Annotated in this window: 22 protein-coding genes and 1 pseudogene; 16 read left to right on the plus strand and 7 right to left on the minus strand. The window is 58.1% G+C overall.

Annotated features, from left to right (window positions below; genetic code table 11):
- Positions 1–512 precede the first annotated feature (512 nt).
- The 4 genes and pseudogenes from tdh to glyA all read right to left on the minus strand — a co-directional run bounded on the left by tdh (position 513) and on the right by glyA (position 5,280).
- Positions 513–1,547 carry an L-threonine 3-dehydrogenase gene (tdh, locus tag EN869_RS06995; RefSeq protein ID WP_126063920.1) on the minus strand — a complete coding sequence of 345 codons (1,035 nt, stop codon included), beginning with the start codon at positions 1,545–1,547 and terminating at the stop codon, positions 513–515.
- 65 nt (positions 1,548–1,612) lie between these two features.
- A complete protein-coding gene (locus EN869_RS07000; RefSeq protein WP_126063919.1) occupies positions 1,613–2,626 on the minus strand; it encodes an adenosine kinase in 1,014 nt (337 codons plus the stop codon).
- Positions 2,627–2,726: 100 nt separating this feature from the next.
- On the minus strand, positions 2,727–3,902 hold the full coding sequence (gene metK / locus EN869_RS07005) for a methionine adenosyltransferase (protein ID WP_063169265.1): 1,176 nt from the start codon (positions 3,900–3,902) through the stop codon (positions 2,727–2,729).
- A 57-nt stretch (positions 3,903–3,959) separates the two neighbouring features.
- Positions 3,960–5,280 (minus strand): annotated as a pseudogene (gene glyA, locus EN869_RS07010) (serine hydroxymethyltransferase).
- Between the two features lie 100 nt (positions 5,281–5,380).
- On the opposite strand from glyA, the gene EN869_RS34320 reads away from it, so the two are divergent.
- The gene (locus tag EN869_RS34320; protein ID WP_024505365.1) at positions 5,381–5,581 is read left to right on the plus strand and encodes a hypothetical protein; all 201 of its coding nucleotides are present in this window, start codon (positions 5,381–5,383) and stop codon (positions 5,579–5,581) included.
- A 1,137-nt stretch (positions 5,582–6,718) separates the two neighbouring features.
- Here the strand turns inward: EN869_RS34320 and EN869_RS07025 are convergent.
- Both EN869_RS07025 and EN869_RS07030 read right to left on the minus strand, forming a co-directional pair.
- Positions 6,719–8,653: an HrpF/NolX family T3SS translocon protein gene (locus EN869_RS07025; RefSeq protein WP_024505366.1), complete on the minus strand. Its 1,935-nt coding sequence runs from the start codon at positions 8,651–8,653 to the stop codon at positions 6,719–6,721.
- Positions 8,654–8,954: 301 nt separating this feature from the next.
- Positions 8,955–9,653 (minus strand): secretin N-terminal domain-containing protein, encoded by a 699-nt coding sequence (locus EN869_RS07030; RefSeq protein WP_024505367.1) that lies wholly within the window; start codon positions 9,651–9,653, stop codon positions 8,955–8,957.
- Positions 9,654–9,840: 187 nt separating this feature from the next.
- Between EN869_RS07030 and EN869_RS07035 the strand changes: the two genes are divergently transcribed.
- The 12 genes from EN869_RS07035 (at position 9,841) to EN869_RS07090 (ending at position 19,392) form a co-directional block, all read left to right on the plus strand.
- Positions 9,841–10,350 carry a nodulation protein NolB gene (locus tag EN869_RS07035; protein WP_024505368.1) on the plus strand — a complete coding sequence of 170 codons (510 nt, stop codon included), beginning with the start codon at positions 9,841–9,843 and terminating at the stop codon, positions 10,348–10,350.
- 9 nt (positions 10,351–10,359) lie between these two features.
- On the plus strand, positions 10,360–11,223 hold the full coding sequence (gene sctJ, locus EN869_RS07040; RefSeq protein ID WP_024505369.1) for a type III secretion inner membrane ring lipoprotein SctJ: 864 nt from the start codon (positions 10,360–10,362) through the stop codon (positions 11,221–11,223).
- On the plus strand, positions 11,168–11,854 hold the full coding sequence (locus EN869_RS07045) for a nodulation protein NolU (RefSeq protein ID WP_269470858.1): 687 nt from the start codon (positions 11,168–11,170) through the stop codon (positions 11,852–11,854). The genes sctJ and EN869_RS07045 overlap by 56 nt, the downstream gene beginning before the upstream one ends.
- Complete coding sequence (gene sctL, locus EN869_RS07050; RefSeq protein WP_024505371.1) at positions 11,851–12,474, plus strand: type III secretion system stator protein SctL; 624 nt, start codon at positions 11,851–11,853, stop codon at positions 12,472–12,474. Before EN869_RS07045 ends, sctL begins: the two co-directional genes overlap by 4 nt.
- Positions 12,471–13,829, plus strand: coding sequence for a type III secretion system ATPase SctN (gene sctN / locus EN869_RS07055; protein ID WP_024505372.1), 1,359 nt, complete (start codon positions 12,471–12,473; stop codon positions 13,827–13,829). Before sctL ends, sctN begins: the two co-directional genes overlap by 4 nt.
- A complete protein-coding gene (locus tag EN869_RS07060; protein WP_032899688.1) occupies positions 13,805–14,317 on the plus strand; it encodes a hypothetical protein in 513 nt (170 codons plus the stop codon). Before sctN ends, EN869_RS07060 begins: the two co-directional genes overlap by 25 nt.
- 89 nt (positions 14,318–14,406) lie before the next feature.
- Positions 14,407–15,435, plus strand: coding sequence for a type III secretion system cytoplasmic ring protein SctQ (sctQ, locus tag EN869_RS07065; protein ID WP_095769044.1), 1,029 nt, complete (start codon positions 14,407–14,409; stop codon positions 15,433–15,435).
- A complete protein-coding gene (sctR, locus tag EN869_RS07070; RefSeq protein WP_029354851.1) occupies positions 15,428–16,093 on the plus strand; it encodes a type III secretion system export apparatus subunit SctR in 666 nt (221 codons plus the stop codon). The genes sctQ and sctR overlap by 8 nt, the downstream gene beginning before the upstream one ends.
- A 2-nt stretch (positions 16,094–16,095) precedes the next feature.
- Entirely contained in the window at positions 16,096–16,371 is a 276-nt protein-coding gene (locus tag EN869_RS07075; protein WP_024505375.1) for an EscS/YscS/HrcS family type III secretion system export apparatus protein, read from the plus strand.
- Positions 16,372–16,379: 8 nt separating this feature from the next.
- Positions 16,380–17,198 carry a type III secretion system export apparatus subunit SctT gene (gene sctT, locus EN869_RS07080; protein WP_024505376.1) on the plus strand — a complete coding sequence of 273 codons (819 nt, stop codon included), beginning with the start codon at positions 16,380–16,382 and terminating at the stop codon, positions 17,196–17,198.
- Positions 17,195–18,232: an EscU/YscU/HrcU family type III secretion system export apparatus switch protein gene (locus EN869_RS07085; protein WP_024505377.1), complete on the plus strand. Its 1,038-nt coding sequence runs from the start codon at positions 17,195–17,197 to the stop codon at positions 18,230–18,232. The genes sctT and EN869_RS07085 overlap by 4 nt, the downstream gene beginning before the upstream one ends.
- 356 nt (positions 18,233–18,588) lie before the next feature.
- Entirely contained in the window at positions 18,589–19,392 is an 804-nt protein-coding gene (locus EN869_RS07090) for a hypothetical protein (RefSeq protein ID WP_024505378.1), read from the plus strand.
- Between the two features lie 525 nt (positions 19,393–19,917).
- Here the strand turns inward: EN869_RS07090 and EN869_RS07095 are convergent.
- Positions 19,918–22,032, minus strand: a complete 2,115-nt coding sequence (locus EN869_RS07095; RefSeq protein ID WP_245454733.1) for a hypothetical protein — start codon at positions 22,030–22,032, stop codon at positions 19,918–19,920.
- A gap of 1,348 nt (positions 22,033–23,380) precedes the next feature.
- Here EN869_RS07095 and EN869_RS07100 point away from each other — a divergent pair.
- The 3 genes from EN869_RS07100 (at position 23,381) to EN869_RS07110 (ending at position 25,032) form a co-directional block, all read left to right on the plus strand.
- Positions 23,381–23,710, plus strand: coding sequence for a hypothetical protein (locus EN869_RS07100; RefSeq protein WP_081714433.1), 330 nt, complete (start codon positions 23,381–23,383; stop codon positions 23,708–23,710).
- Between the two features lie 71 nt (positions 23,711–23,781).
- Positions 23,782–24,024 (plus strand): nodulation protein NopA, encoded by a 243-nt coding sequence (locus tag EN869_RS35005; protein WP_224570034.1) that lies wholly within the window; start codon positions 23,782–23,784, stop codon positions 24,022–24,024.
- Between the two features lie 117 nt (positions 24,025–24,141).
- Positions 24,142–25,032 carry a hypothetical protein gene (locus EN869_RS07110; protein ID WP_024505382.1) on the plus strand — a complete coding sequence of 297 codons (891 nt, stop codon included), beginning with the start codon at positions 24,142–24,144 and terminating at the stop codon, positions 25,030–25,032.
- Positions 25,033–25,082: the final 50 nt, after the last annotated feature.

Consider the following 25,082-nt stretch of genomic DNA (forward strand, 5'->3'; position numbering starts at 1 on the left):
GAACTCATCCAGAATGCGCCGCTTGTCAACGCCGCAATAAAGCTCCACGATCGCCGCTTCACCGTGTCGCCATGCTGAGCCGCGCCATCCTTCCCCCGAACCGGAATGGCACGACCTGTCCATCCCCTTTGGAACAGGACACTATTGGTAACATTTTGCTTGAGGCAATGCGGCTCGTTGCCTTCCTTTTCGCTGACCGGAAGGGTACCGGAAGTCGTCTATCGCATTTTACCCGCTGAAAGCGGCAACACCTCGACCTCAATCGCAGATCATAGGAAATAGACGATCGCGTCGGGGCCTCAGCATCGGTTCACCGGGTTTCCGTCATCGACTGAAGCGAATTGCCCCATCGACCGTCACCGGGTGGGCCGCGATACGTCGCCGTGTATGATTAGCGAGCGCACGTAGCGGAGCCATAGCTCTCCACCCAGCCATGTTCCCCTAGTTGGAAAATGTCCGGCGGACCAGAGGTGCTGTCGTCAGCTTTTCCTGAATAGCGGCCAAGGCAATCCCTACCAGTCCATCACCACCTTGCCGGAACTGCCGCTCTTCATCGCATCGAAACCGATCTGAAAATCGTCGATGCCGATGCGGTGGGTGATCAGGCCGGAGACATCCAGCGGACCCTGCACAAGCGCGATCATCTTGTACCAGGTTTCGAACATCTCGCGGCCGTAGATGCCTTTGAGATGCAGCATCTTGAAGATGACCTTGTTCCAGTCGATCTCGAAGCCGGTCGGCGCGATGCCCAGAATGGCGATCTTGCCGCCATTGTTCATGGTGTCGATCATGTCGCGGAAAGCGGGGGCGGCGCCTGACATTTCGAGCCCGACGTCGAACCCCTCGGTCATGCCGAGCACCGGCATGACGTCGCGCAGCTTCTCCTTCGAGGCGTCGACGACATGCTGGACGCCGAGTTTCTTGGCTAGCGCCAGCCGCACCGGGTTGATGTCAGTGATGACCACTTTGCGCGCGCCGACGCATTGGGCGACGAGCGCGCCCATGATGCCGATCGGCCCGGCGCCAGTCACCAGCACGTCCTCGCCGACCAGATCGAAGGACAATGCGGTGTGGACGGCATTGCCCAAGGGATCGAAGATCGCGGCAATCTCATCGGGCACATCGTCGGGGATCGGCACGACATTGTGCTGCGGGATCGCCAGATACTCGCCGAAGGCGCCTGGACGGTTGACGCCGACGCCGAGTGTGTTGCGGCACAGATGCCCTCGCCCGGCGCGACAGTTGCGGCAATGGCCGCAGACGATGTGGCCTTCGCCCAATACACGCTGGCCGACCTTGTATTCGGTGACCGCTGCGCCGAAATCGGCAACGGTGCCGACGAACTCATGGCCCGTCACCATCGGCACCGGCACCGTCTTCTGCGCCCACTGGTCCCAATTGTAGATGTGCACGTCGGTGCCGCAGATCGCCGTCTTCTTGATCTTGATCAGCACGTCGTTGGGGCCGATTTCCGGCACCGGCACCTCTTCCATCCAGATGCCCGGTTCGGCCTTGGCCTTCACAAGCGCCTTCATCATGTTCGACATCAGGATTTCCCTATTCCGTGATTGCGCTTCTGGCGAGATAGCCTGCACAACGGGAAGGTAGGCCACTAACTCGTTTGAACGTCCGGAATGGTCAGCCCCGCCTGCTCGGCCTCGCGGCGCAAATTCTGACGGGGCCTGGGGCCGATCTGCTGGATCACCAATCCGGCTGCCAGTGAGCCAAGGTCGCCGCAAGTCTGCAGGTCGCGGCCTTGCGTGTAGCCATGCAGGAAGCCGGCGGCATAGAGATCGCCGGCGCCCGTCGTGTCGACCAGTTCCTTGATGGCGGTCGCCTTGATCACCACGGTCTCGTCGCCGCGCACGATCACCGAGCCTTTTTCCGAGCGGGTGACGGCGGCGATCCGGCAATCCTTGCGGATCTGGGCCAGCGCCTCGTCGAACGACGATGTCTGGTAGAGCGACTTGATCTCGTGGCTGTTGGCAAAGACGATGTCGACCGTGCCCGAGCGCATCAGGTCGAGGAATTCGTCGCGGTAGCGGTCGACGCAGAACGAATCCGATAGCGTCATCGACACTTCTCGGCCTGCCGCGTGCGCCAGCTTCGCCGTCTGGCGGATTGCCTCCTTGGCGCGCGGCGGGTCCCACAGATAGCCTTCGAAATAGGTGACCTTGGCGCCGGACGCCTTGTCGGCTTCGACATCCTCAGGGCCAAGCTCGACGCAGGCGCCGAGATAGGTGTTCATCGAGCGCTCGCCGTCGGGCGTGACGAAGATCATCGAGCGCGCCGTCGGCGGCTCACCCTTGAGCGGCGTGGTGCCGAAGGCGACGCCCTGCGCATGGATGTCGTGGGCGTAGATTTCGCCCAGCGCATCGTTGGAGACCTTGCCGAAGAAGGCCGCGCGGCCGCCAAAGCTGGCGACGCCGGCCGCCGTGTTGCCGGCGCTGCCGCCGGACGCTTCGATCGCCGGACCCATGCGGCTGTAGAGCAGTTCGGCGCGTTGTGTGTCGATGAGGTTCATCGCGCCCTTGATGATGCCGTTGGTCTCGAGGAATTCCTCGTCGCACTGGGCGATGATGTCGACAATGGCATTGCCGATGCAAAGCACGTCATAATCCGGCATCAAAATCTCCGCCAAAACCCGAGCCGGCTTCTTGCCACGCCGGCCGGGCGTGGTCTCGCGAGTTGAAATGGGTTGCCGCATGCGCTTGATCCAGCCGCCCTCACGCAGCTGCCGGTCCGGCTTCACGCAGCAAATCGTCAGCTTTGTCCGTCTTCTCCCAAGTGAACTCAGGCTCTTCACGCCCGAAGTGTCCGTATGTCGCCGTCTTGCGGTATATCGGCCGTAAGAGATCAAGCATCTTGATGATGCCTTTCGGTCGGAGATTGAAAACCTCGAGAACAAGGCGCTCGATCCTTTTTTCCTCGATCCTTGCGGTTCCGAAGGTATTGACCATGACAGAAACCGGACTGGCCACGCCGATCGCGTAGGCAAGCTGAACCTCGCAGACCTCTGCAAGGCCGCTGGCAACGATGTTCTTCGCGACATACCGGGCGGCATAGGCCGCCGAGCGGTCAACCTTGGATGGGTCCTTGCCCGAAAAGGCACCGCCGCCGTGACGCCCGGTCCCACCGTAGGAATCGACGATGATCTTCCGTCCTGTGAGGCCGCAGTCGCCGGCAGGCCCACCGACCACGAACCGCCCTGTTGGGTTGACCAGAAATCTGATCCCCGAAGTATCCAGGTGGGCCGGCAGGACCGGTTTTATGATCTCCTCAATGACGCCTTCGCGGACCGTGGCTTGTGAGACCGCTTCGTCATGCTGCGTTGACAGGACTATGGTATCCAGCGCCACCGGGCGGAGCCCTTCGTAGCGTACCGACACTTGAGATTTCACGTCCGGACGCAGCCAGCCAAGCTGTCCCGCTTTCCGGACCTCGGCCTGTCTTTTCGTCAAATGGTGAGCGAGTTGGATCGGCAGGGGCATCAATGTATCCGTCTCGTTGCATGCGAATCCAAACATGATGCCCTGATCCCCTGCCCCTTGCCCGAGATCCTGCCCTCGTCCTTCATCAACGCCCTGGCTTATGTCGGGCGACTGCTCGGTGAGGGCCAGAACGACGGCGCAACGTCGACCATCAAAGCCAATCGCATCATCGTCGTAGCCAATATCGAGTATCGTATCGCGGGCGACTTGGCTGTAATCGATGTGGGCATGGCTGGTGATCTCGCCAGCCACAACGACCATCCCCGTCTTCACCAACACTTCACAGGCGACGCGCGCCTTCGGATCGGTGCGCAGGACCGCATCGAGAATGGCATCGGAGATGTTGTCTGCCATCTTGTCGGGGTGTCCCGCGCCGACGGATTCGGAAGAGAACACGAACTGCCTGGTCATAAAAATGCCCTCGCTTCAAGTGCTGGAGTTAGTGAGGAGTTTCTGGATTGGGGTGGCTTATCGGTCGCGGATGCCGGGAACATCGAACGCAGTGCAGAAGTCGGCAACGTCTCTTCGTACGCTCGCATGAACTTCCTGGTCATCGGGCTGGCGGCAGACCGAGTCGATGAAAGCGGCGATCTGCACCATCTCCGTTTCGCGCATGCCCATGGACGTCACCGCTGGTGTCCCTAAGCGGATGCCGCTTGTCAGCGCCGGATGCCGCCGGTCGCCCGGGACCATATTGAAATTCGCAATGATGCCTGCACGCGATAAGCGCTCCGCATAGGCTTTGCCTGACAGCGGCCGGTCCCGAAGATCAAGGATCAGCATGTGATTGTCAGTGCCCCCAGTGACGAGTTCATAACCTCGCTCCAGAAGCGCCTGGGCCAGAGCCTTGGCGTTGTGGACGATCTGCTGACCGTAGACACGAAAGGACGAGTTCGCTGCTTCCTGCAAAGCGACGGCAAGCGCGGCGATAGTATTCATATGCGGTCCGCCTTGCAGAAGAGGGAACACGGCGCAGATTGTGTTTGCTCTTCGGATGATGGAGGGGCTGATAACGGTCTTCATTCCTTGATAAAATGAAGCCACCCCGGGGACCGCGGATCGACTTGTGAGAGGTGCTGGTGACCACATCGCAATGGGACACGGGGTTCGGATGCACTCCTGCGACAACCAGGCCGCAGATGTGGGCGATGTCAGCCACCAGATACGAGTTCACCTCCGAAGCAATTTCGGCCATTGCCGCGTAGTCAAAAATACGCGGATAAGCAGTTCCGCCGACCCAAATTAGCTTCGGGCGTTCCCGCTTGGCGGTCTCGCGCAAGTGGTCATAGTCAATTTGCTGTGTCTTTTCGTGCAGCCTGTACGGGACGCGCTGATAATCGCTGCCGGAAAAATTGACGGACCAACCGTGAGTCAGATGGCCGCCTTCGGGTAAAGGCAAGCCCATGACTTTGTCACGGGGGCTCAAAAGCGCGCGATAGACAGCCTGGTTGGCTGGCGAGCCTGAATAAGGCTGGACGTTGGCGTGTTCACTGCCAAATAGCGCTTTCAGGCGCTCGATCGCGAGGGTCTCAAGCTCATCGACGATCTCGTTTCCGGCGTAGTAGCGCGCACCGGGGTATCCCTCGGCATACTTGTTGGTGAAAATCGACCCGGTCGCTTCCAACACCGCCGAGGAGGCAAAGTTCTCGGAGGCGATCAGTTTGAGAGTTGTCCGCTCCTGACGCTCCTGTCTTAGAAGCAGTTCGTGAACGCGGGAGTCGACGGCGGCTAAGTGAGGCCGCCCGTAAGTGTCGGGCTGCGCGATGGCGCCGCCGGCGGAGTTATCCATGGTAGTCGCGCTCCATTTGGACTGATCTATTTCACGATCAAGCAGGCGGTCCCTTCAACCGCGCGTCTTGTATTGCTTCCAGGCGTTGTAGGTCTCTTTTATGATGGCCATCATCGTGGGGCAGGAGATCGACCACCAATTGAGCCAGCCCGCCATCCTTGCCTCCTGCTTGCATATGGTACGAAGACTGCGGACGTTGTTCGTTGCAGCAAAGAAAGTTGGCTCTGCCCAGCCGCCGAACGTGGCGTCGAACCTGCTCGCGAGGCAGACTGGTAATATCGGCCAGCTCGCCGACGGTTAGATCCGCATGCGCGCAAAGGCCCAGGATTCGAAGGCGATCAAGATGCGCTGCCGTCCTTAGGCGATTTACCAGTGTCAACATTGGTTGGCATCAACCCGGACGGGATGCAGCAAGCCGCTAGCCCTTCTATCCCCATCAATCCGCATGAGACCTCTCTCGTCATTTGCTGTAAATCCGCTGGTATGGATGCTAATGGAAGATGGATCACAGTCCTTTCTACGACTAAGACGCCAGATATTGGGGCTAATGTACCACCTGACAGGAGACTACACTCACGAACATTATGTGAATTTTTTTTAACGTTGCTGAGAATCAAGGGTGAGGTTTGGCGAATGTCTCGCCGTCGACTGTCGAATCCTGCCCGACGGGATTATGGGGTGCGTAGCCTGCTTGTCCTTTCCACATGACCAGCGACGATGGGGCGGAGGCGGCAGACATAGCTCTGGAGCATGCTGCGGTATCTTTGGCCTGAAGCCGAGGAAGGCGGACCGTGGCTTCCGCGCCGCTGCCGGGAGCCCGCGAACAGGCCAAGTTGATCAGCCGGGTGTTGCCGTCATAGAGCGTGAGACCCAAAGCTGGCCAGCCGCGCCCTGAGGCTGACGCACCGCTCAGCGTCCACCTTGCTCTCGAAGCCCATCGGCATAGCGCCGATAACGACTTGACCGCGTGCGTGTCGACGAGCGATCGGTGAGCGCAAGGATCGAGGGTGCAGTGCAGGATAATGCTGTTTTAAATCAGCGCTGTTTTCAGCCGACTGCCTTGAGCGTGGGCACAAGGATATAGGCCCAAGGCAGGAGATCATCGTCTGCTGTTCGGGAGGCCGCCCTGGGCGCGCGACAGCCGTTCCTTCGGCTGCGCCGCTCCGCCACCATCCGCGCCGTGCCTTCCGGAGACCATTCCCGCTGCCGGCCGGCGCCCGTGAAAACCTCGACCCGGCGCACCGGCTCGAGATGGCTGGGCTCAGCGTAACTCTGAAGTCGTCATATACCGAAGCCTTCACAGACTTCGGACATCCCCCTCACAGTCCGATCCAGATGGCGTCAGGAACACCGCTGCGTTGATGCGGATGAACCCCTGCTTGTGCCACAATGACCCTTATGTCAGCGCGCGAGCCAAAGCTTCCGCGCAAGGCGACGGCTAGGATAAGGCAATGCCGACGAAGGGCACATTGCTTGCCACACTCTGGAATGATGGCATGCTCGGAAGGCCTAGGCTTTGCTCAGGGCCGCCTGCAAGGCGCGCTTTGAGGTTATTCACATAGCCTTCTGCGTAGTCCTGCGCCGTCGAGACCGAAAGATCAATGCCTGCCGCCAAGGCCTCTTCCATCAGGTGCTTTACGAGCCCATTTCGAATGGCCAGCTTGACCTCGGGGCCTGCGATAAGGCCGATCGCCTGCGCGGCCATATTGAGGCCAGCTTCCTCCAGCGCTCGCTTCATATCGCCTCCGTTAATGGCCGTACGCAGGAGATTGGCTGCTTGCGACTCAGCCTCGAGAACCATCGAGGCAAGATCGGCTACTTGTCCGAGGCCCGGAATGAAGCTGAGCAGTCCCACCGCCGTTGCCGCCAAGTCGAGCACTTTCGTCTCGATTTTGAGCACGGAGTCGACGACGTGCATGACGGCCCCGCCGTTCTTTTTGGCTGACTTAATGTCAGGCTGGTCCATCAGGCCCATCTTCATGTCCGCGACGGCATTCTGCTCTTCTGCGGTTTGGGCGCCGTGGGTGATTGGCTGCTGAACGTTGCGGTTCGCAGACGACATGTTTGTGCAAAAATGGGCAAAGTCTTTTTTGCTGATATTGCCGGAATCAACCGTATGCCCGCCGCCAAAGTCGAAGAATTTATGATGGGTCTTATAGCCCGTGATCGAATTGTTCAGGAGGCCAAACAGAAGAGGATCTGAAAGGAGCTGAGAGGCTGCTTCCCGCACTTTCGGATCAAGGCTCTTGTCGTCTTTCATTTTCGCCAGTTTGTCGCGAGTCAGAACACCGCTTCCAAAGAACGTGTCCTGATGGTCCTTGATCATCTCGACCGTATTCAGCTCAGTTTGCGTGAGGCTCATCGACGATGAGGCGACTTGCAGGAAATCCTCTTTGTGCATCTTCCCTTTCGAGCCACCGCACAACTGGTTCCAAGCATCGGGGTGATCGAGGAAATATTGCGCCGCCGCAATGACCTGGGGCGGAAATTTGCCGTTTTTCGATTCGCCGCCGACCATTTTCTTGAACTCATCCAGACTCAGGTCCTTGGACAGATTTTCGGAGTACCGGTAAAACTCCCGCAAGGCATCGCTCAAGGTCATGACCGAAGGCTGCAAACCTCCGCTGCCGTCGGATGGTATGTAGTTCTGCTCGTAGCTTCGCGCTTGGGCTTCCTGAAATGCAGCAACTTGTGGGTGGTGGTTTGAAAATCCGGCCAAGTCCTTGGCGTTGATCTTGCCTCCACAGCGGCCGTCGCCCTGCGAGCCAATCGCATAAAAAAGTCCCGAATCCTGCTGCAGTCCCTGGATCGCCGCTTTCAGATCCGGTGGCGTAGAGGGATCATTGGCTTTGTCGGTCAACGACTTCCAAGTAAGCGGGCATTGGTCCTTGTGACGGTTGAGTACCGCAACAATCTGCAACTCAGCCGTGGTCAGCGACCCACCGTTCCACGTGATTCCGGGGCTCGGCCTGGGAGCCGGCTCGATCTTCGGAGTGACGCCGAGCAGATGTTGGGCTTCAGTCGCCTTGGAGCGTTGCGATTGGTCCTCCTTGAGAGCCGCCCTCATATTTGGCGGCAGCAGATCCAGTGGGTGTTGCTCCAAGCCATTCAATGTCAAGACATCCGGTGCCAGATGGCCCAAAGGGTCCTGCCGCAATTTATCCATTGTCGAATCAAGATTCGACGCTGGCAGATCCCCTTGCGCGAAAGAGCCGGGCTTGTCTGCCAGCACACAAGTGGACAGCATCGCTTCGAAGCACGATGCACTTTGCTGATGCTGGGTCGCAAAATGGGAAACTTTCAGGCCCGGCCAACCCCTTGCGGACTGTAGCGAATTTGAGCGGTAGAAAGTTGAAAGATTACTGGCCGACATTATGCATCCTCAGACGTGACGTTGAAATCCCCACAAGAGACCCCGACAGAAGATCCCTTGCGTTTCACAAAATTCGACAATTCCAAGCGTCGGCAGGTCACGAATGCGCCTGCCCTGCCTTCAATTGCTGTGTTCCGGGCCGGCTCCAAGGTTCGGTCCAACACAATGGCCGGAGTCACCGCGAGAGCTGCCGGGACTCATCATGAGCGGATTAGCTTTCGAGAAACTGACGAGTTTGCGAAGAGTTCACAAAGGGGTAGCCGCAGTCATGTTCTTCAGAGCTGCGGGAAATCCTCAATGTTCATTTCTTGCCCAGCTCAGGCTTCCCGCCAACGCTATCCTGTTGTGGGATGTCAGAAGAATAAGAAGCATCCGGTCGTCCGTCGCGAACGACCGTAGTGGAGGAGCCGCGAAACAAGATCAGCACTGATTCCTTTGGCGTTGCCGCTATGTGAGTCTGCGCCTGCGCCTGCGCCACCAAGCCGTTAAAGGTCTGCTCCACGAGTGCGACGAAGCGCGGTGGACCGGAAACGAAGACGAGGCCATTGCCTGGCACGGGTTTGACCACATAGCGCTCGTCGGAGATATCAAGCTTGTCGAGAGCCCCCTTGAACGCATCGAAGCGAATCGACGTCATCAAAAGCATTCGAGTTTGCGATTCTTGTGCAGCAGACACATAGAGCACAAGGCCGTCATAGTACCATTGTAGACCGTAAAGGTTCGTCAAGCGGTCGAGGAACGCGCGCGGTGGCAAATCAGGCATACGTCCGCGAATTCGCCCCTTCACCGCAGGACTGATGTTGACCCTGATATTCAGGTTGTTGCCGAATTCCTGCAACGCTGCAGCGAGCTCCTGATCCAGAACCGTGTATCTATAGGGTGTCGCCGGAAGGGACAGCGGGACTGCATGCGCCGGGTGAATCCCGGTGGACAGAAAAAACCCGGCACAAAGAAGTCTCAAAACATGCAGGGTGACGGGTTGGATAAGCGTTCTCGGCATGTCGCACTGATAAACCAAACGCTGAAATCATCACAAGTGACTAAATTGCCGAAGAGATTTTAGATTGTCGAAATGACGCCGCCGTTAGTCAGCTTGTTGTCAGCTTGCCCCCCTAGGAGTGTTGCGCCGACACCGGGTGATGAATGGGCGGGGCTCGCCCGGTCAGAGAGAGCAACCGAGTCCTTACATGATGATGCCTGTCACGTCGATCTCTGCCACTCTAACGGCTGGCCTCCCCAGGGTCGGATCACCGTCGATTGTCGAGCAGGCCCAGTTTGAGCGCGCCTTAGGGCATGCAGCCGACTCGCTGAAAAACGATGCCGCCGCGGGGCCAGCGAGTGCGGCGCCAGTTGCTGCGGCGATGGATGTTCAGCGCGCGGCTGCGCCGACGAGCGGCATGGGCGATCGCGTGTTGCAGACGATTTCCTCCCTATATCCACACAACACTGTTTCCTTCCCCGCGCTCGACCATGACATAGCCCTTTCGAAGGGCGCTCTACCGGGACCGGCGCAGAAGCTTCCCGTTCCAGGTGAGGCGGGAACCGGAATCTCGGGCATTCCCCAACAAGGGCAAGACTTCGAAACGATGATGGCTGGTCTTCGGGATGTTTACAACGGCGTCACCCAGGTGGCGCTTATCTCCAAAGGCGTCAGCGGCGTCACATCATCCGTGAATAAACTTTTGAAGGAAGGCTGAACCGCGCGCATGATTGGCTTGGCCGAGGGCGAAATCATGCGTGGCCTGTCAGGGTGGCGGTCGGTTAGACTTGTCATGCTGCCAGTTCTCGTCGCCCTCACTGCTTGCAAAGCCGACCTCTACACGCAATTGCAAGAGCGTGAGGCAAATGAAATGCTCGCACTTCTTGAAGACAACGGGGTCGCCGCGATCCGGGTGGTCGCCAAGGATGGAACCAGCACGATCCAGGTTGACGAAAAGCTGCTCGCCTTCTCAATCAACCTTCTGAACGCCAAGGGGCTGCCGCGCCAATCCTTCAAGAACCTCGGTGAGATATTCCAAGGATCAGGCCTGATTGCCTCGCCGACCGAAGAGCGTGCCCGTTACGTGTATGCCCTGAGCGAAGAGTTGTCGCGGACGATCAGCGATATCGATGGCGTTTTTTCTGTACGTGTTCACGTCGTGCTGCCGCATAACGACCTTGTGCGAGCCGGTGCCACGCCATCCTCGGCCTCGGTGTTTATCAGGCACGACGCAAAAACAAATGTCGCGGCTCTGCTGCCAAAGATAAAGATGCTTGTAGCCGACAGCATCGAAGGCCTGTCCTACGATAAGGTGGAAGTGGTTTTGGTGCCGGTAGAACGGTCCGCACACGAGCAACGGCCCGATCCGACTGCTGTTTTGCCACAAGCATCACTACCTCTTCCTGCGCCACTTCTGGCGACCGTAACAGGTTTTGCCGCAGCCGTATTCGCCGTGGCCTGTTATCTCTTGATCGGCGTTGTTACGCGTCGGCGCAAGCAATCAACCGGCGTTTCCAAGGTCGAGGGGCGCCGGGATGCTTCTGCTGTCGAGGCCATTCGCAAAAGAATGCCTGCAATTGGACGTGGGTGACATCTCATTGCCAATGCCTATACAGACCGCCCGACCTGATGGTCCGCACTTTCCGGGCGCGAGCGAGCTTGCGGCTTCGGCCCATCCAACCCGTCTTGCGGCGCGTCTTGATCCAGCGTTATCGGCCGAAACGTTAGTGAAGTTGCAGAAGTGTTCCAGACTGCATCCAAGGCTGGCAGAATTGCTGGGCAACGATGACGTGGATCTGAACCACATCGGCTGCAGGCCGGACCTTCTACGCGGGCATGATCCATATCGAGCGGCCCTTCTTGCTGGTAGTATCTGGCATGCCCGTTCGCTGGTCGCGTTTGTCTCTCAGCCTGAGCTTGCCATCCTTGTTAAACGCATCGGCGTGGATGCACACGCATTCGGAATCCGACACCTGCTGCATGCTGTTGACAAAAGACTGATCTCGGACCCAGAAAAACTCGCTCAGCAAATCGAATACGATGGACACGCATGTCTTGGAGCTTGGCTCCAGGACAGTTCAGCGACCGAGCGTAACCGCGTGCTTCTTCGATTGCCCGAGGGGACTGCCGCGGAGACTCCAGCACATGAGCATTGGACCGCCGCCGGCCAATTGCTTTCACTTGTAGTAGCTCATTTTGAGACAGAGACCCCGGTGAAATGACAGTCGAACTTTCCGAGGGGCCAATAGCGCCGCAGATGCGTCCAGTCGGACCACTGATACCCGCGAGCGAGCTCGAAACCTGGCACAGCGCCGCGCAAGCCCTTGCCGCGGCAGAACGGCATCGGCAGCGCGTTCGAAACTGGGCACGCGCGGTTTACCAGCGGGCGTGGGCGCGCGGCCACATGGAGGGCTCGAATGCAGGCACCGAGGAGATGGCAGGGTTGATTGCGGAGACAATCTCCGAAATCGCGCGACGAAAGGCGGCTCTGGAGCAGGAATTGCCGCAGCTCGTGATGGAAATATTGAGCGATCTTATCGGCGCTTTCGATCCGGGCGAGCTATTGGTGAGGGCTGTTCGTCACGCCATAGAGTGTCAATACAGCGGCGCCGACGTTTGCCTTCATGTTTCTCCCATGCAAGTCGACATGCTTGCACGAGAGTTTGCTCGATGCGACGGCCAGGATGGTCGACCAAGGGTGCGGATCGAGCCCGACCCGACATTGTCGCCGCAACGCTGCGTGCTGTGGAGCGAGTACGGCAATGTTGACCTTGGACTTGACGCCCAGATGCGCGCGCTGCGCCTTGGTTTCGGGACGCTCTGTGAGAAAGGCGAGCTATGAGAAAGCCCGTCCCAGAACATAACGCTGACGCCGACACTCGAGCTCTCGTTCCAGCAATCTCGTCTTTGAGGGCTGCGGCCAAGCGAATTGACACGCGTGCGGTGCGCGGTCGGATCACGCGGGCTATCGGCACACTGGTTCATGCCGTCTTGCCAGACACTCGTATTGGGGAACTTTGCCTCCTAGAGGACCCGCGAACCGGGCTGTCGCTCGAGGCCGAGGTGATCGGCCTGTCGGGTGATGGTGTATTGCTGACACCGATCGGGGACTTGGTGGGCCTATCCAGCCGCGCAGAGGTCGTGGCCACTGGCCGAATGCGTGAGGTGCCCGTCGGCGGCGATTTGCTCGGTCGCGTGATCGACAGTCGTTGCCGCCCATTGGACGGCAAAGGCGAAATCAAGACCGTCGAAACTCGGCCCCTGCATGGCAGAGCCCCCAATCCGATGACGAGGCGCATGATTGAGCGGCCATTCCCGCTTGGGGTCCGTGTCCTCGATGGTCTGCTGACGTGCGGCGAGGGCCAGCGGATCGGGATTTATGGCGAGCCAGGTGGTGGCAAGTCGACGCTGTTGTCACAGATCGTAAAGGGTGCCGCCGCTGACGTCGTCATAGTGGCGCTCATAGGCGAACGTGGACGGGAAGTTCGTGAATTCATCGAAAGGAATCTTGGTGAAGAGGGCCTTCTCCGTACGGTCGTCGTGGTTGAAACATCCGACCGCTCGGCGGTAGAGCGTGCGCAATGCGCTCCAATGGCGACTGCGCTCGCGGAATATTTCCGCGATCAAGGCCTACGCGTTGCTCTCATGCTGGATTCGCTGACGCGCTTCTGCCGCGCTATGCGCGAAATAGGCCTTGCTGCGGGTGAGCCGCCGACGCGACGGGGCTTTCCTCCTTCCGTTTTTGGCATGCTGCCAGGCCTGCTCGAGCGCGCCGGCATGGGTGAGCGGGGCTCAATCACGGCCTTCTATACGGTGCTTGTAGAGGGTGATGGCACGGGTGATCCAATCGCCGAGGAATCGCGTGGTATTCTCGATGGCCATGTCATCCTCTCACGCGCTATTGCGGCGCGATCGCATTTCCCCGCTATTGATGTGCTGCAGAGTCGCAGCCGCGTCATGGATGCAGTCGTTTCGGGGACACATCGCAAGGCAGCATCCATTTTCCGCGAGCTCCTGTCGCGCTATGCCGAGACCGAGTTCTTGATCAATGTTGGCGAATACAAGCCAGGTGGAGATCCCCTGACTGACCGGGCTGTCGCGTCAATCGACGAACTGAGGGAGTTTCTGCGCCAGAGCGAAGATGACGCGTCAGATTTCGAGGAGACGGTCGCATGGATGTCGCGTCTGACCGCGTAAACTGGATTCAGTCTTCGAGGTTACGGCTTCTGAAGGAAATGCAAGAGCGTCGTGCCCTTGGCGAGCTGTCCAAGAAGGAAGCCCAGCGCGATGTGGCCGCCTCAGCCGTACAAAATGCCTCTAGGGAGCTTGCAATGATACAGCAACATTGTTCAAGAAAAGAAGCAGCGCTCTATCAGCATCTGATGTCACTCGACAACTTGTCTAGCGCAGCGCTCGACCGTCACCGCCTTCACACTGAACAACTTGCCGCTGAGATCAATTCCAGACGGCAGATGCTTGATGATACCCAAATCGCTCAAGAGGAGGCTGAGATGGCGGCGTCCAGGACGAGGGAGCTATGGGTCATATGTTCGGCGGCAAGGGACAAATGGCAACAAATCGAGGACGACGTGCGGCGCGCCGTCGAGACTCATTCGGAGGCCGCAGCCGAGATCGAGGCCGACGATGAGATACTGCTGAAATATGCGAGGGGGTCGCTTGCCTAAATGCCGCGCAACCGGATCCGACGGTCGCAAGAGGTCGTCCGAATGACACGACCGTGCAGTCTTTGATAGGCGCTGCGGTCACACCCGCCATGTTCGAACCAGTTCTGAAACTGTCCCACACGGTTGTCTCGTGGCTCAATGATACAGCAGCGCCGCGCACGCCGTTTCAAAGCCGGATCAACGAGGTGCCGCTATCGGTGCGAACGGCAGGGCTTGTCTGGCAGCAGGAACCTGCTGCCATTCCGATGCTTGACTGCGTCTGGAGAGTGGGAGCCGAAACGGTCATCTTGTCACTGTCGCGCCCGCTCGTAGAGGAGTTCATCACGACAGTGCAGAACGGCTTGGCCTTCCCTTCCGAGCCAACTGCTTCGCTAATTCTCGAACTCGCTCTGGAGCCGCTTGTCACTCGACTGGAGGAGACGACGCGTCTGAACGTGCAACTCGTGCGGGTATGCGAAGCCACGATGCTGGCTCCTCATCTTGAACTCGACATCATTTTCGGCGCGGTCAAGGGCAAGGGCCGTCTATTCCTGTTCACGCCACTTGACGGCTTAGTACCGCCTGCGTTTCGCGCGCTAGGCGAACTGCTTGCCCAGTTGCCGCGGCAGCTGGGCGGGCTGCCTCCAGAGCTCCCGCTCATTGTTGCAGGAGAGGTCGGCACGCTTCGCCTTCCTGCGGCGCTTCTTCGAAGCGCATGTGTCGGTGATGCATTGTTGCCCGATATTGCGCCGTTCGGCCGCGGCCAGATCACCCTAGCTGTCGGCCAGTTGTGCGCCGAGGCGGATCTTGACGGCGATGAATTAATCTTGCGGGGGCCTTTCCGCCCGCGACCGTGTCCTTTGGAGAGTGCGCATATGACACAACCCGGATCGCAACTGGAGCTTACTAAGGATCTCGACGATGTCGAGATCGTGCTTGTCTTTGAATGCGGCCGCTGGCCTATTTCTCTTGGGGAATTAAGAAGTGCCGGCGAAGGGCATATTTTTGAACTTGGATGGCCGATCGACGGCCCGGTCGACATAGTGGCCAATGGTCAGCGTATCGGGCGTGGCGACATTGTCCGCATCGGAGAAGAGCTGGGCATCAGGCTCCGTGGCGGGTTTGCATGCAATGAGTGAAGCTCAGCCGACAATCCTGGCGCTTCTTGCGGTTACCGCCGGACTCGGTCTGCTGGTTTTAGCAGTTGCCACGACAACGGCCTTTGTAAAGGTATCAATTGTTCTTTTCCTCGTCCGCAATGCGCTCGGGACCCAGACCATACCACCCAATGTGGTGCTGTACGCCGCGGCGATGATCCTCACTATGTTCGTTAGTGCGCCCGTTGCTGAGCAGACCTATGACCGCATGTCGGATCCCAAGCTCCACTATCAGACATTCGACGACTGGGTAAGCGCCGCTAAAGCCGGAAGTGAGCCCTTGCGCGAGCATCTCAAGAAATTCACAAATGAAGAGCAGCGGCGATTTTTCCTATCTTCGACAGAAAAGGTCTGGCCAGAGGAAATGCACGCTGCAGCCACGCCTGATGACTTTGCAATACTTGTACCATCTTTCTTGCTATCAGAATTGAAGCGCGGATTTGAGATAGGATTTCTACTTTATCTGCCTTTTATTGTTATAGATCTGATAGTGACAACTATCTTGATGGCAATGGGTATGTCGATGGTCTCACCAACTGTTATATCTGTCCCGTTCAAGATCTTCTTGTTTGTTGCCATTGATGGTTGGTCAAAATTGATGCATGGGCTTGTGCTGAGTTATACGTTACCGGGAGGCTGATCATCACTGAATCCAGCATCATTACTCTTATGAGCCAATCACTGGTGGTTTTCATGATCTGGATTCTACCGCCGCTCATTGCATCAGTGGTTGTCGGCCTCGTCATCGGCATCCTCCAGGCGGCGACGCAGATCCAGGATGAAAGCTTGCCGCTCACCGTGAAGCTTCTGGTCGTTGTCGCGGTGATTGGGCTGTTTGCTCCTGTGCTAAGCGCCCCGCTCATAGAGCTAGCCGATCAGATCTTCACCGAGTTTCCCGCAATGACACTTAGCTACTAGTCCGCCCCATGGACGCGCCATCGGCCGATATTCAAATTCTGATCCAGACGGCTCTCGAACTCGTCGTTGCGGCAGGTCTTGGGGCAGCCCGCGCGATGGGCATCATGCTGATCTTTCCCGTATTCACACGCTCGCAGATCAGTGGGCTGATCCGGGGCTGTTTGGCTGTTGGCTTCGCACTACCATGCCTGGCACACGTCAGCGGCGGATTGCCGGCGCTGGATCCTGATACGCGCCTGATCCAGCTAACCCTGCTCGGATTCAAGGAAGTTTTTGTCGGTGTACTCCTTGGCACTTTTCTTGGCATTCCGCTTTGGGGCCTTCAGGCTGCCGGGGAGCTTATCGACAACCAACGCGGCATCAGCAGCCCGACCGCTTCGGCCGATCCCGCGACGAACAGTCAGGCTTCCGCGATGGGCGTTTTTCTGGGGATCACTGCGATTGCCATATTCGTCGGATCAGGAGGCCTGGAAACTTTGATCAGTGTCCTGTACCGCAGCTACTTGATCTGGCCGGTGTATCAGTTTCACCCGACACTGAGTGGGCCAGGAGCAATGGAGTTGTTGGGGCTTCTCGACAGCATAATGCGCACGGCATTATTGGTATCGGGGCCTGTCGTGTTCTTCCTGATACTGATTGATATATCGATGATGCTGCTGCGTCGCTTTGCCCCGCAATTTAAGGCGAGCCAACTGTCTCCGGCAATCAAGAACATTGTCTTTCCAGTTCTCATGGTCACCTACGCTGCCTATCTGGTGGAGAGCATGAAACTGGAGGTCACACGTGCCAACGGCGTGCTGGAGTGGTTCGACAAATTGCTGCCATGAGCGACACAAGTGAAGAGAAGACACACGCCGCCAGCCCGAAGAAGTTAAGTGAAGCGCGCAAAAAAGGACAGCTGCCACGTAGCTCCGATTTCGTCCGCGCGGTCGGGACTTGCGCTGGGCTCGGCTACCTTTGGCTAAGAGGCAGCGTGATCGAGGACAAATGCCGGGAAGCGCTCCTATTAGCCACCAAGTTGCAGAGCCTACCTTTCGATACCGCGGTGCCGCAGGCATTGGTTGTGCTCGTCCAACTCACAGTCGCGGCTGTTGGCCCGCTGCTTGGAACCCTTGTCGCCGCGGTGATTTTGGCCAGCCTGCTAGCCAATGGTGGATTTGTCTTCTCTCTGGAGCCGATGAAGCTCAGCTTTAAGAAAATTGACCCCTTTGAAGGGCTGAAGCGCTTGGGGTCTGCTCGTTCCATGGTCGAAGTCTGCAAGACCATGTTCAAGGTATTGGTTCTCAGCGCAACCTTTTCCATTGTCCTTCTCGGGATGTGGAAGACAATGGTCCCTCTGCCGATCTGCGGCATGGGCTGTGTTGGCCTCATCTTTATGGAGACAAAATTGCTGATGGGAATTGGCGCCGGCGCACTGCTGGTCGGCGGACTGATCGATCTTCTGCTCCAGCGCGCGTTGTATCTGCGCGAAATGCGCATGACCAATACCGAAGTGACGCGCGAGTCGAAGGATCAGCAAGGAGCGCCAGAGTTGAAAGGTGAACAGCGTCGCATCCGCGAGGAGGCGGCCGACGAGCCTGCGCTTGGCGTGCATCGCGCCACGCTGGTCTTAACAGGAAGGGCGGTCCTGATCGGTCTGCGTTACGTTCGCGGTGAAACCGGGGTGCCGTTCTTAGTTTGCCGTGCCGAAGGTGAGCGCGTTTCACATGTGTTGAGCGAGGCGCGGGCACTACGCCTGACGATCGTCCATGACCATGTCTTAGCGCGTCAGCTGATAGGCACTACAAAACTCGGCCACGCGGTTCCTATGCAATATTTCCAGCCTGTCGCGAAAGCATTCTTTGCCGCAGGCTTGGCCTAGTCATTGGAAGTCCACGACTGCCCAGTTCAAAACTGACCTGGCTCCATGCTAGTGGCAAATGTCGGCTGGCCATCCGTGCCCCAGTGTCTCTGTCAGGCCAACCGCGCAACCGCGGGCCTGGGGCAATCACTCCCCTCGGATCTGCCACCCAGCAACTACGGCAAGTCCTCCGGGCATGACCTTGCAGCCTCTGCTGGCCGGTGCGTGGCGCAGTCCGAGGTTTTGAGGCCGGCAGTGCGGATTTGATTGGTGCAGCCGTTGGAATGCCCTCGTCAGCTAGTCGTCAACTAAGCGCCCTATGTTGAACAGCCGTGCTAACTTGAGCTCGGTTGCGAAACATAGGAGTACGAATCGTCATGTATGGTCGAATTGGTGGCTCATCCGATAGTTACCGCGCGCATAATGCCGGCGAGCAATCGGATGCAGGAAGCGAAGGGTTCGCGGACACATTTGCCCGAATGCACTTATCCGGATCGGAAGGTAGCGGCGCCTCATCATCGGCGGCTCCCCAAGCATACTCCCTCAATTCCCGACCTCCTGTGGTGGAGATCAACAGGACTTCCTTCAGGAGACAGGTGAGGCAATTTCATGGTGATGAAATCACGCACATCGCCGACAATCCTCAAGAGTATTCGGAGTTCGTATCGTCACGAGCCAGGCGCACCGCGGACGTTGCTCAGCAATATGGCATCCGTCGAGATACGGAGCACGCGCGATATTTCAGTTACCAATTGGGAGACCGGAGTGCCGGACTGCTGAGAATGGAAGGCGGATTCAGCATGAACGAGTTCGAATCGGAAAGTTGGCGGGAACAATTTCCTGGTCGAACTGAGGTCACTTCCATAGTGGATCTTCAAGTCGCCCATCCGCTCGTCGAAAATGCGGGCGATATTCTGCTGGAGCATCAACTTCGGATAGACGGCGACCGACCGTTGCTGAATTGGCGTGCGGCTAATCCGGAAGCACAAGCGCGCGCGCAGACGATGGGGTTTGTTGAAGTGGATCATGGCGACCTGGTGCTTGACCCTACGCAGCATCCCGACAAATGGACGAAGAACAGTGCCGGTGAGTGGCAGCGTGCAGGCAAACCTCCACTCTATCTCCACAAAACCGAGGATAGCGACAGCAGCGATAGCGGGTCCGACGACGATTTCATGTGATTTGTCGACCCGCCGCCGAGCCTTGCAACTGGTGACGGTTGCAAGGCTGTTGGCAGTGAATGCTAATTGTCCGGCGACAGCCCCGCCTTAGCGCCAGCGCCGCCGAGCAATCCAGCCCATCTCCCAGACAATAAACTGCGGATGCGCATCGTGGGTGCTTGCGAGCGGATTGTATTCGGGCCGGAACTCCGCCTCTTGGAACCGAGCTCTCCCGAATCCAATTTTCTCCACCACACCGTTGGGTCGTTGCGATGCGCCGATCCCGATCGGATCGGCTATGCCTGCTCCGCGCTCGCAGGAAGACCTTCCGCCTCGATCTTGGCGGCGCGATCTCGGCGATAAGTTGGATGGGAGGCAAGATACGCCGCCACGTCAACAGCCGGTAACGCGACATCGCAAATCGGCCCTGACGGTAGCCGATCGACTCCAATCGCCGGACCGCAACTCGCGCAGCGGCATTCGCGGTTTGGCCAGGAGAAATGCTCGCTGACTCACAGCGTGGCCGGCCGCATTCTGAGTGCCCTGTCATGCAGCCTGCGCCGACGGGAGCTCGGCACGCGAATGGCGTGGTTGGCGGCCAAGCCCTGAGGTCAACAAGGACTTACAGAAAGCGGGGGTGAGTTTGCCGCGATGAATTATGACCTTCTCGCGACCGGACCTAGCATCGGCTTCCTCTCGCTCTCGATTGTAGCCGCGCTGTTCGTTGGATTTAACGTGGCAAGCGGTGAATTCGGAATCAGCCAGCCCTTCCAAGTTTCTGGCCATGACGGGGCGACTCGTGTGGATGTGCACCCACATCGGGCTCGGCATCGCACCATTGACCAGCATCTTGGGCTGCAGCTTCATCTCAAACAGCTTTCCTGGCTCGCCACGCAGCGCGACCGGTGCCTCCGGCGGCATCAATTCGTCGGCATTGCACAAATGTTCCAGGTATTTTTGCGCCGGAAATGCGTAGGTCTTCATGCAATCAGTCGTAATGCCGGCTTTTCCTTCATTCAATGCGTTGGCCTGTCCCAGCACCATGTTCAGCAACCCTTTGAGCTGGTCTGTGCGTTCGTGCACTTTGGGTAGCTGGGTGGAGGTGAGTAGCAGGCGTACATTACGCCCCTGCAACCCGGCGAGACAGGTTTGCATCTCAATGGCCTGGGCTCGCAGGTACTGGGCCACATCGTCCACGACCTTACCGGCCTCCTCAGGCTTCATCTGGCGCACTTGGGAGACGACGCTTTGCTGACCGGCCAGATCGAACTGCAAAAGTTCGTCCAATCGTTTGAGCCGCTCCGTCAATACCTCCATTGACAACGCGGCGCCCCCGATTGTCGAGCCTGCCCCCGACGAACTCGCAGCCACCTCTTGCGCTCTCACCTGTGTACTCGCAACTTGATCCGAGCGCGCGAGAACCTTGGCTGCTGGCACTGTGCCGGCGTTCGCAGCGACTGGTGTTGATGGCTGCCCGGCGGCAGAAGTCCCGGCGCGAGCTGCCGACTTATGCTTTGACTTCCCTTTCCTTCGCGCTGTAGTGCCTTCTGACACTGCAGCCGTACCAGCAGTGCCAGCCGGTATCGCAGCGCCTGCCCTGGCCGGCATCGCAGCGCCCGCCTGGGCCTGTGGCGCCATGATGGCTGACGGCGGAGACTGCAGGTTCAACAAGTGCATGGCATCGTGCGCAGTGATCCATGCATCGTCCACGATCCGTTCGAACAGTTTCAATGGGAGGCCGGCATCTGGGTAGGTATGGCTTAGCTTGGTATGCACCTCGTGCAACGCCAATCCAAAATCCGAAAGCCGCTCCATGATTTTTTCTACAACCGCGCAATCATGAGCGTTGAGTGTTTTGCCATCATCCATTATGCCCTTCGCCAAAGAGAGGGCGCGAAGAGCTTCTTGAGCGGCGCTTGCCATCAGCTGCACCACTCCATTTCGACCGACGAGGAGTTCCTTCAAATCTGGCTCGAACCTGCTCGCCCGCAGTTCAATCTTGGCCCGCGCAAGACCGATCCGCTCACGGACCAGCCAGATCCTGACACTCAGTACCGAGCCGGCACGCAGCCGCAGTGCGCACCGCTCGGCTTCCCGCATCACGGGCGTTCCACTGGATAGGCTAGCGGTGGCAGCGCAGGCGGATCGCTGCCGTTCGGAGCGCCATGCCTTTTTTTCCCACCACTTAATTGCCGCCGTATGGTGGTTCTCCACATTTAAAATCAACAGCTCCTGCCGGTCCGCCTGGGAGTAGGAGTAGAGTTTATCGACCATACCTGCCGCTTTCTTGGTCTTTTTGTCCAATTTCGTGATCGTCGACAGGCCAAGTTTGTCTACTTCATTCGCGGCGTCGCACACGATCTGGCAACATCTACGCACCTTGTCGTCTGGCATAATTGTCTGCGCCTCAGCCGCAGGCAGGCTAGCGCGGTACTCCAGAATTGCTGAGGCTGCATCGACGACCCGACTGATCAGCTCCACCGCCTCCTCGGGGACGTCGGTTTTCCTGGCCGCAGCCTCGCAATCAGTCAGTTGTTGAACAAGACTGTTCATTCTGAGCTGTGTCGGACTGATATCTTCATTTGACGATGAGCTGGTGCCTTCCACCTGCGCGGTTGATAGTTGGCTACCGACCGGCGCCATGGCTTCGCCCTCAGACATGGAGGGAGAACCGCGCCGCCTTGCGGCTGCGCCACGTGGCGCTACGGTTCCGCGTGGTGGCGCAGCGGCTCCACGTCGCGGTGTGTTCAGGATTTGATCTTCGCCAATCGAGGCGCCTGGCAGACTTTCGCGGGCATCGCCTGGACCGCGCGCAACTGGAAGGGAGGAGGGCCTCCTATCGGCGTCCCCAGAGCGCATCTGCTCCACAACGGAATCGAATGACTGTCCACCTTCTCCCGCAGCAAGACTTGATTGCGAAAGGGAACTGCTCGCCCGCCCCGCGCGGCTGGCTCCAGTTTCAGCCTGCGATTTCCGTGGTCGGCCAATGCCCTTCATATTGCGTCTCCGTAGTAGGCGAGAATGTGCTGCTATTGTGCTGGCGGCTGACGAGACCAGCGGCATCTTTCGGTTAACGTCACGGTCAGCCAGACCCGCGACGGCGTAATGTTCCCGCCAAAGTGCTTCTCAGTAGCAGGCCAAGATTGGCCCGAGCTCACAGGACTTTCGCAACGTTGCCATCGATGTCCTGAGATTATCAGCGCTTCAGTCCGCCGATTTCCAGGAACAGCGAATGAAATCAGACCAACTCGGCTAGCTCCCCTTCCTAGACACGTGCCTGACGATTTTATTGATGCGTCACTCCTCTCGTTCGCCACCGACAAAGTCACACATTTGCTTCAGAGAAGCGTGTGCGTTGCGTATCACGCGGACCATTTCGATCTATAGTTACAAAAAGTGTCGAGACGGGACCTTTGGATCCGAAGGTCAGGCACGGCCGGCCTAGATAGACCGCTTGGCTGACGATTAGCTGACGATGGGAGTTCTCACGAACAGGGCAAGAAAATCCGACCGCTTCAAGCTTTCGATATGGTGAGAAGAGGATCCGCACCGGCCTCCCAAAGCCGGCAGACCATCCCATGTTCGTACGGTCGCCGACCTTCTCGAAGCCAATGAGCTCACCGCGCCGGGCCGTGATGTGCAGGCGAGAGAATGGTGATGCAAAGACCGAGTTCCTGCTCGTTGCGTGCGCCCGTGGAGCCAGCAAGAATACGGTCATTGCGGTCATGCAGCACGTGGACCGTGTCTCCTGTTCGACACCACAGCATCGAGGATGCAAACGAGCTGCTGCGGCTGCCATTCGGTCGCGGCATGCGTGGACGGCGGGATTGGCCGAACAGCCGAGATCGTGGTCGACTGTTCGATGCGAGAGCAACATCCTGCAGAGCATACGTTTTTGCGCTGGCCGGTTTTTGTCAAAAGCCGTCAGGTTCTCGAAAGCTCCCGCCCTTAGCTTGATCGAGGCTAACCTTTAACACGTCGCCGCCAATGGCAAATGCCGGAGTACCTGATGATAGCAGCAATTGGGAGTGGAGTTGGCAACCTCGGGACTTCCTTGATCCGAAAGGGCCATGGGGATTCGAAATCCGAGCATTCTGGTGATGGCAAGCCGGCTGATGGCAATGATGGCAAGCCAGCTGGTGGGAATGATGGCAAGGCAGCTGGCGGGAACGATCGGGCGGATAACCGGACCGTTTCAAATGATCAACTTCAAGACAACTCACAGTCTGCAGCACAAAGTGAAGCCTTCCAAAGTATCCTGCGATCGTTCGCGTTCCAATTCGCGAACGATGCGATGGCTGAGGCCGATGAAGCTTTGGATGACACAGAAGATGCCTGACGCGGGAAATCCGGCGTGAGGTCATACAGGCCGTTATTGACGGCACAACTCCAACAGAAAAAGGAATGATCATGGCTGCAGTTGATAATAATAAAAAATCAGGCAATACCAATACCAGTAGCGCCGGCAATACCGATAAAACTAACAGTGGCACTCCCGGCAATACAAGCGGAGCTGATGCTACTGCTTTTCAGGCGCAAGTGCAGGAACTAACCAATGTTAGCTTGGAGGCGACGAAAAGGAGTGTCCAGTTGCGCACTCTAACGACCAATCTCCAGACCATCAAGAAGGCCGCCGACGAACGCGTTTCGTAATGTCGGAAGCGGGTTTTAGACTGCCCCCTAGCGCGTCTCCTTATTGACGCGACGTAGTCCCGAAATGAGCCGCATGGCAATTGCCATGCGGCTTCTATCCTGTTTGAGAGATGCTCTGTGGATGACGCCGTTTCCCTCCGTTTCGAAGTGCGTTCGGGGCACTATTGCGGTCTGACCGGCAAGACGGATCTTCAAAAGTGTTTAATCGGCAGCGGCTTCGATGCCGATTTGGTCTTTGTCGAGCAGGGACTGGCACCGCATCACCTTCGTGTAACTCTTCTTGGCAAGTCGATCGAACTGGAGGCGCTTGCACCCGGACTCAGTATCGAGGGCAACCGGAATATCGCCGCAGGCCAGTCCGTTGTTGTGCCCCTTCCTGTCGTCCTGCTCGTAGGCGAGATGTCCATTGCTTTGTCCGTGCAGGATGCAGAGCCGCCTGGTTCGACCGGCATACCGCGCCTACCGATCGGTGTGCTCGCCATGGTCATAATCAGCTCACTCGGGATCGGCGCGCTTTCAGGCACGATCTCCTATCTTGGCAATGCAAGTGGATCGAGCCCCAATTCACTTCGGGCTGAAGTCGCGTCCAGAACGATCAGTCACCGCGCTGACAATGAACTTACGGAGGCAGCGGCCCAAGAGCTGCAGGAGGAAGTCGATCGAGCGGGTCTTCTCGACGTCAAGATTGGGTCGGCAAAGGGTGTTGTGACCGCCGAAGGCACCGTCACGTCTGAATCGGTCATCAGCTGGCAGAAGCTTCAGCAATCGTTCGATCGTCGCACCAAGGGTACTCTAACACTGGTGAACGGAGTGCTCATCAAAGAGGAGAAGGCGCCATCCGCAATCGCGGTCGAAGCTGTGTGGCATGGGGTCCAACCATATATTGTCATCGACAGCGAGAAGTATTTTGTCGGCGCCATTTTGGCTGATGGATGGGTGGTCGAACGTATTGAGGACAGCCGTGTGCTGCTGAGCAGGAATGGCCGCATTGCTGCTCTCCAATATTGAAAGCTCGCAGGCCCCATCAAGCAGCACTCTATGGCCAGCCAAACATCCTG

Origin of the sequence: Mesorhizobium sp. M2D.F.Ca.ET.226.01.1.1 (assembly GCF_004022705.2) — a bacterium.
In the GTDB taxonomy this organism is placed as follows: Bacteria; Pseudomonadota; Alphaproteobacteria; order Rhizobiales; family Rhizobiaceae; genus Mesorhizobium.

Coding starts and splice junctions, on each gene's coding strand:
- EN869_RS07090 (WP_024505378.1), top strand. CDS start 18,589: ATGTATGGTCGAATTGGTGGCTCATCCGATAGTTACCGCGCGCATAAT.
- EN869_RS07000 (WP_126063919.1), bottom strand. CDS start 2,626: ATGCCGGATTATGACGTGCTTTGCATCGGCAATGCCATTGTCGACATC.
- EN869_RS07060 (WP_032899688.1), top strand. CDS start 13,805: ATGGATGTCGCGTCTGACCGCGTAAACTGGATTCAGTCTTCGAGGTTA.
- EN869_RS07100 (WP_081714433.1), top strand. CDS start 23,381: ATGATAGCAGCAATTGGGAGTGGAGTTGGCAACCTCGGGACTTCCTTG.
- EN869_RS07030 (WP_024505367.1), bottom strand. CDS start 9,653: ATGCCGAGAACGCTTATCCAACCCGTCACCCTGCATGTTTTGAGACTT.
- tdh (WP_126063920.1), bottom strand. CDS start 1,547: ATGTCGAACATGATGAAGGCGCTTGTGAAGGCCAAGGCCGAACCGGGC.
- EN869_RS07045 (WP_269470858.1), top strand. CDS start 11,168: ATGCTTCTGCTGTCGAGGCCATTCGCAAAAGAATGCCTGCAATTGGAC.
- sctT (WP_024505376.1), top strand. CDS start 16,380: ATGGACGCGCCATCGGCCGATATTCAAATTCTGATCCAGACGGCTCTC.
- EN869_RS07025 (WP_024505366.1), bottom strand. CDS start 8,653: ATGTCGGCCAGTAATCTTTCAACTTTCTACCGCTCAAATTCGCTACAG.
- EN869_RS07095 (WP_245454733.1), bottom strand. CDS start 22,032: ATGTCTGAGGGCGAAGCCATGGCGCCGGTCGGTAGCCAACTATCAACC.
- metK (WP_063169265.1), bottom strand. CDS start 3,902: ATGACCAGGCAGTTCGTGTTCTCTTCCGAATCCGTCGGCGCGGGACAC.
- EN869_RS35005 (WP_224570034.1), top strand. CDS start 23,782: ATGGCTGCAGTTGATAATAATAAAAAATCAGGCAATACCAATACCAGT.
- sctN (WP_024505372.1), top strand. CDS start 12,471: ATGAGAAAGCCCGTCCCAGAACATAACGCTGACGCCGACACTCGAGCT.
- sctQ (WP_095769044.1), top strand. CDS start 14,407: ATGTTCGAACCAGTTCTGAAACTGTCCCACACGGTTGTCTCGTGGCTC.
- EN869_RS07035 (WP_024505368.1), top strand. CDS start 9,841: ATGATGATGCCTGTCACGTCGATCTCTGCCACTCTAACGGCTGGCCTC.
- sctL (WP_024505371.1), top strand. CDS start 11,851: ATGACAGTCGAACTTTCCGAGGGGCCAATAGCGCCGCAGATGCGTCCA.
- sctR (WP_029354851.1), top strand. CDS start 15,428: ATGAGTGAAGCTCAGCCGACAATCCTGGCGCTTCTTGCGGTTACCGCC.
- EN869_RS07085 (WP_024505377.1), top strand. CDS start 17,195: ATGAGCGACACAAGTGAAGAGAAGACACACGCCGCCAGCCCGAAGAAG.
- sctJ (WP_024505369.1), top strand. CDS start 10,360: ATGATTGGCTTGGCCGAGGGCGAAATCATGCGTGGCCTGTCAGGGTGG.
- EN869_RS34320 (WP_024505365.1), top strand. CDS start 5,381: ATGATGGCCATCATCGTGGGGCAGGAGATCGACCACCAATTGAGCCAG.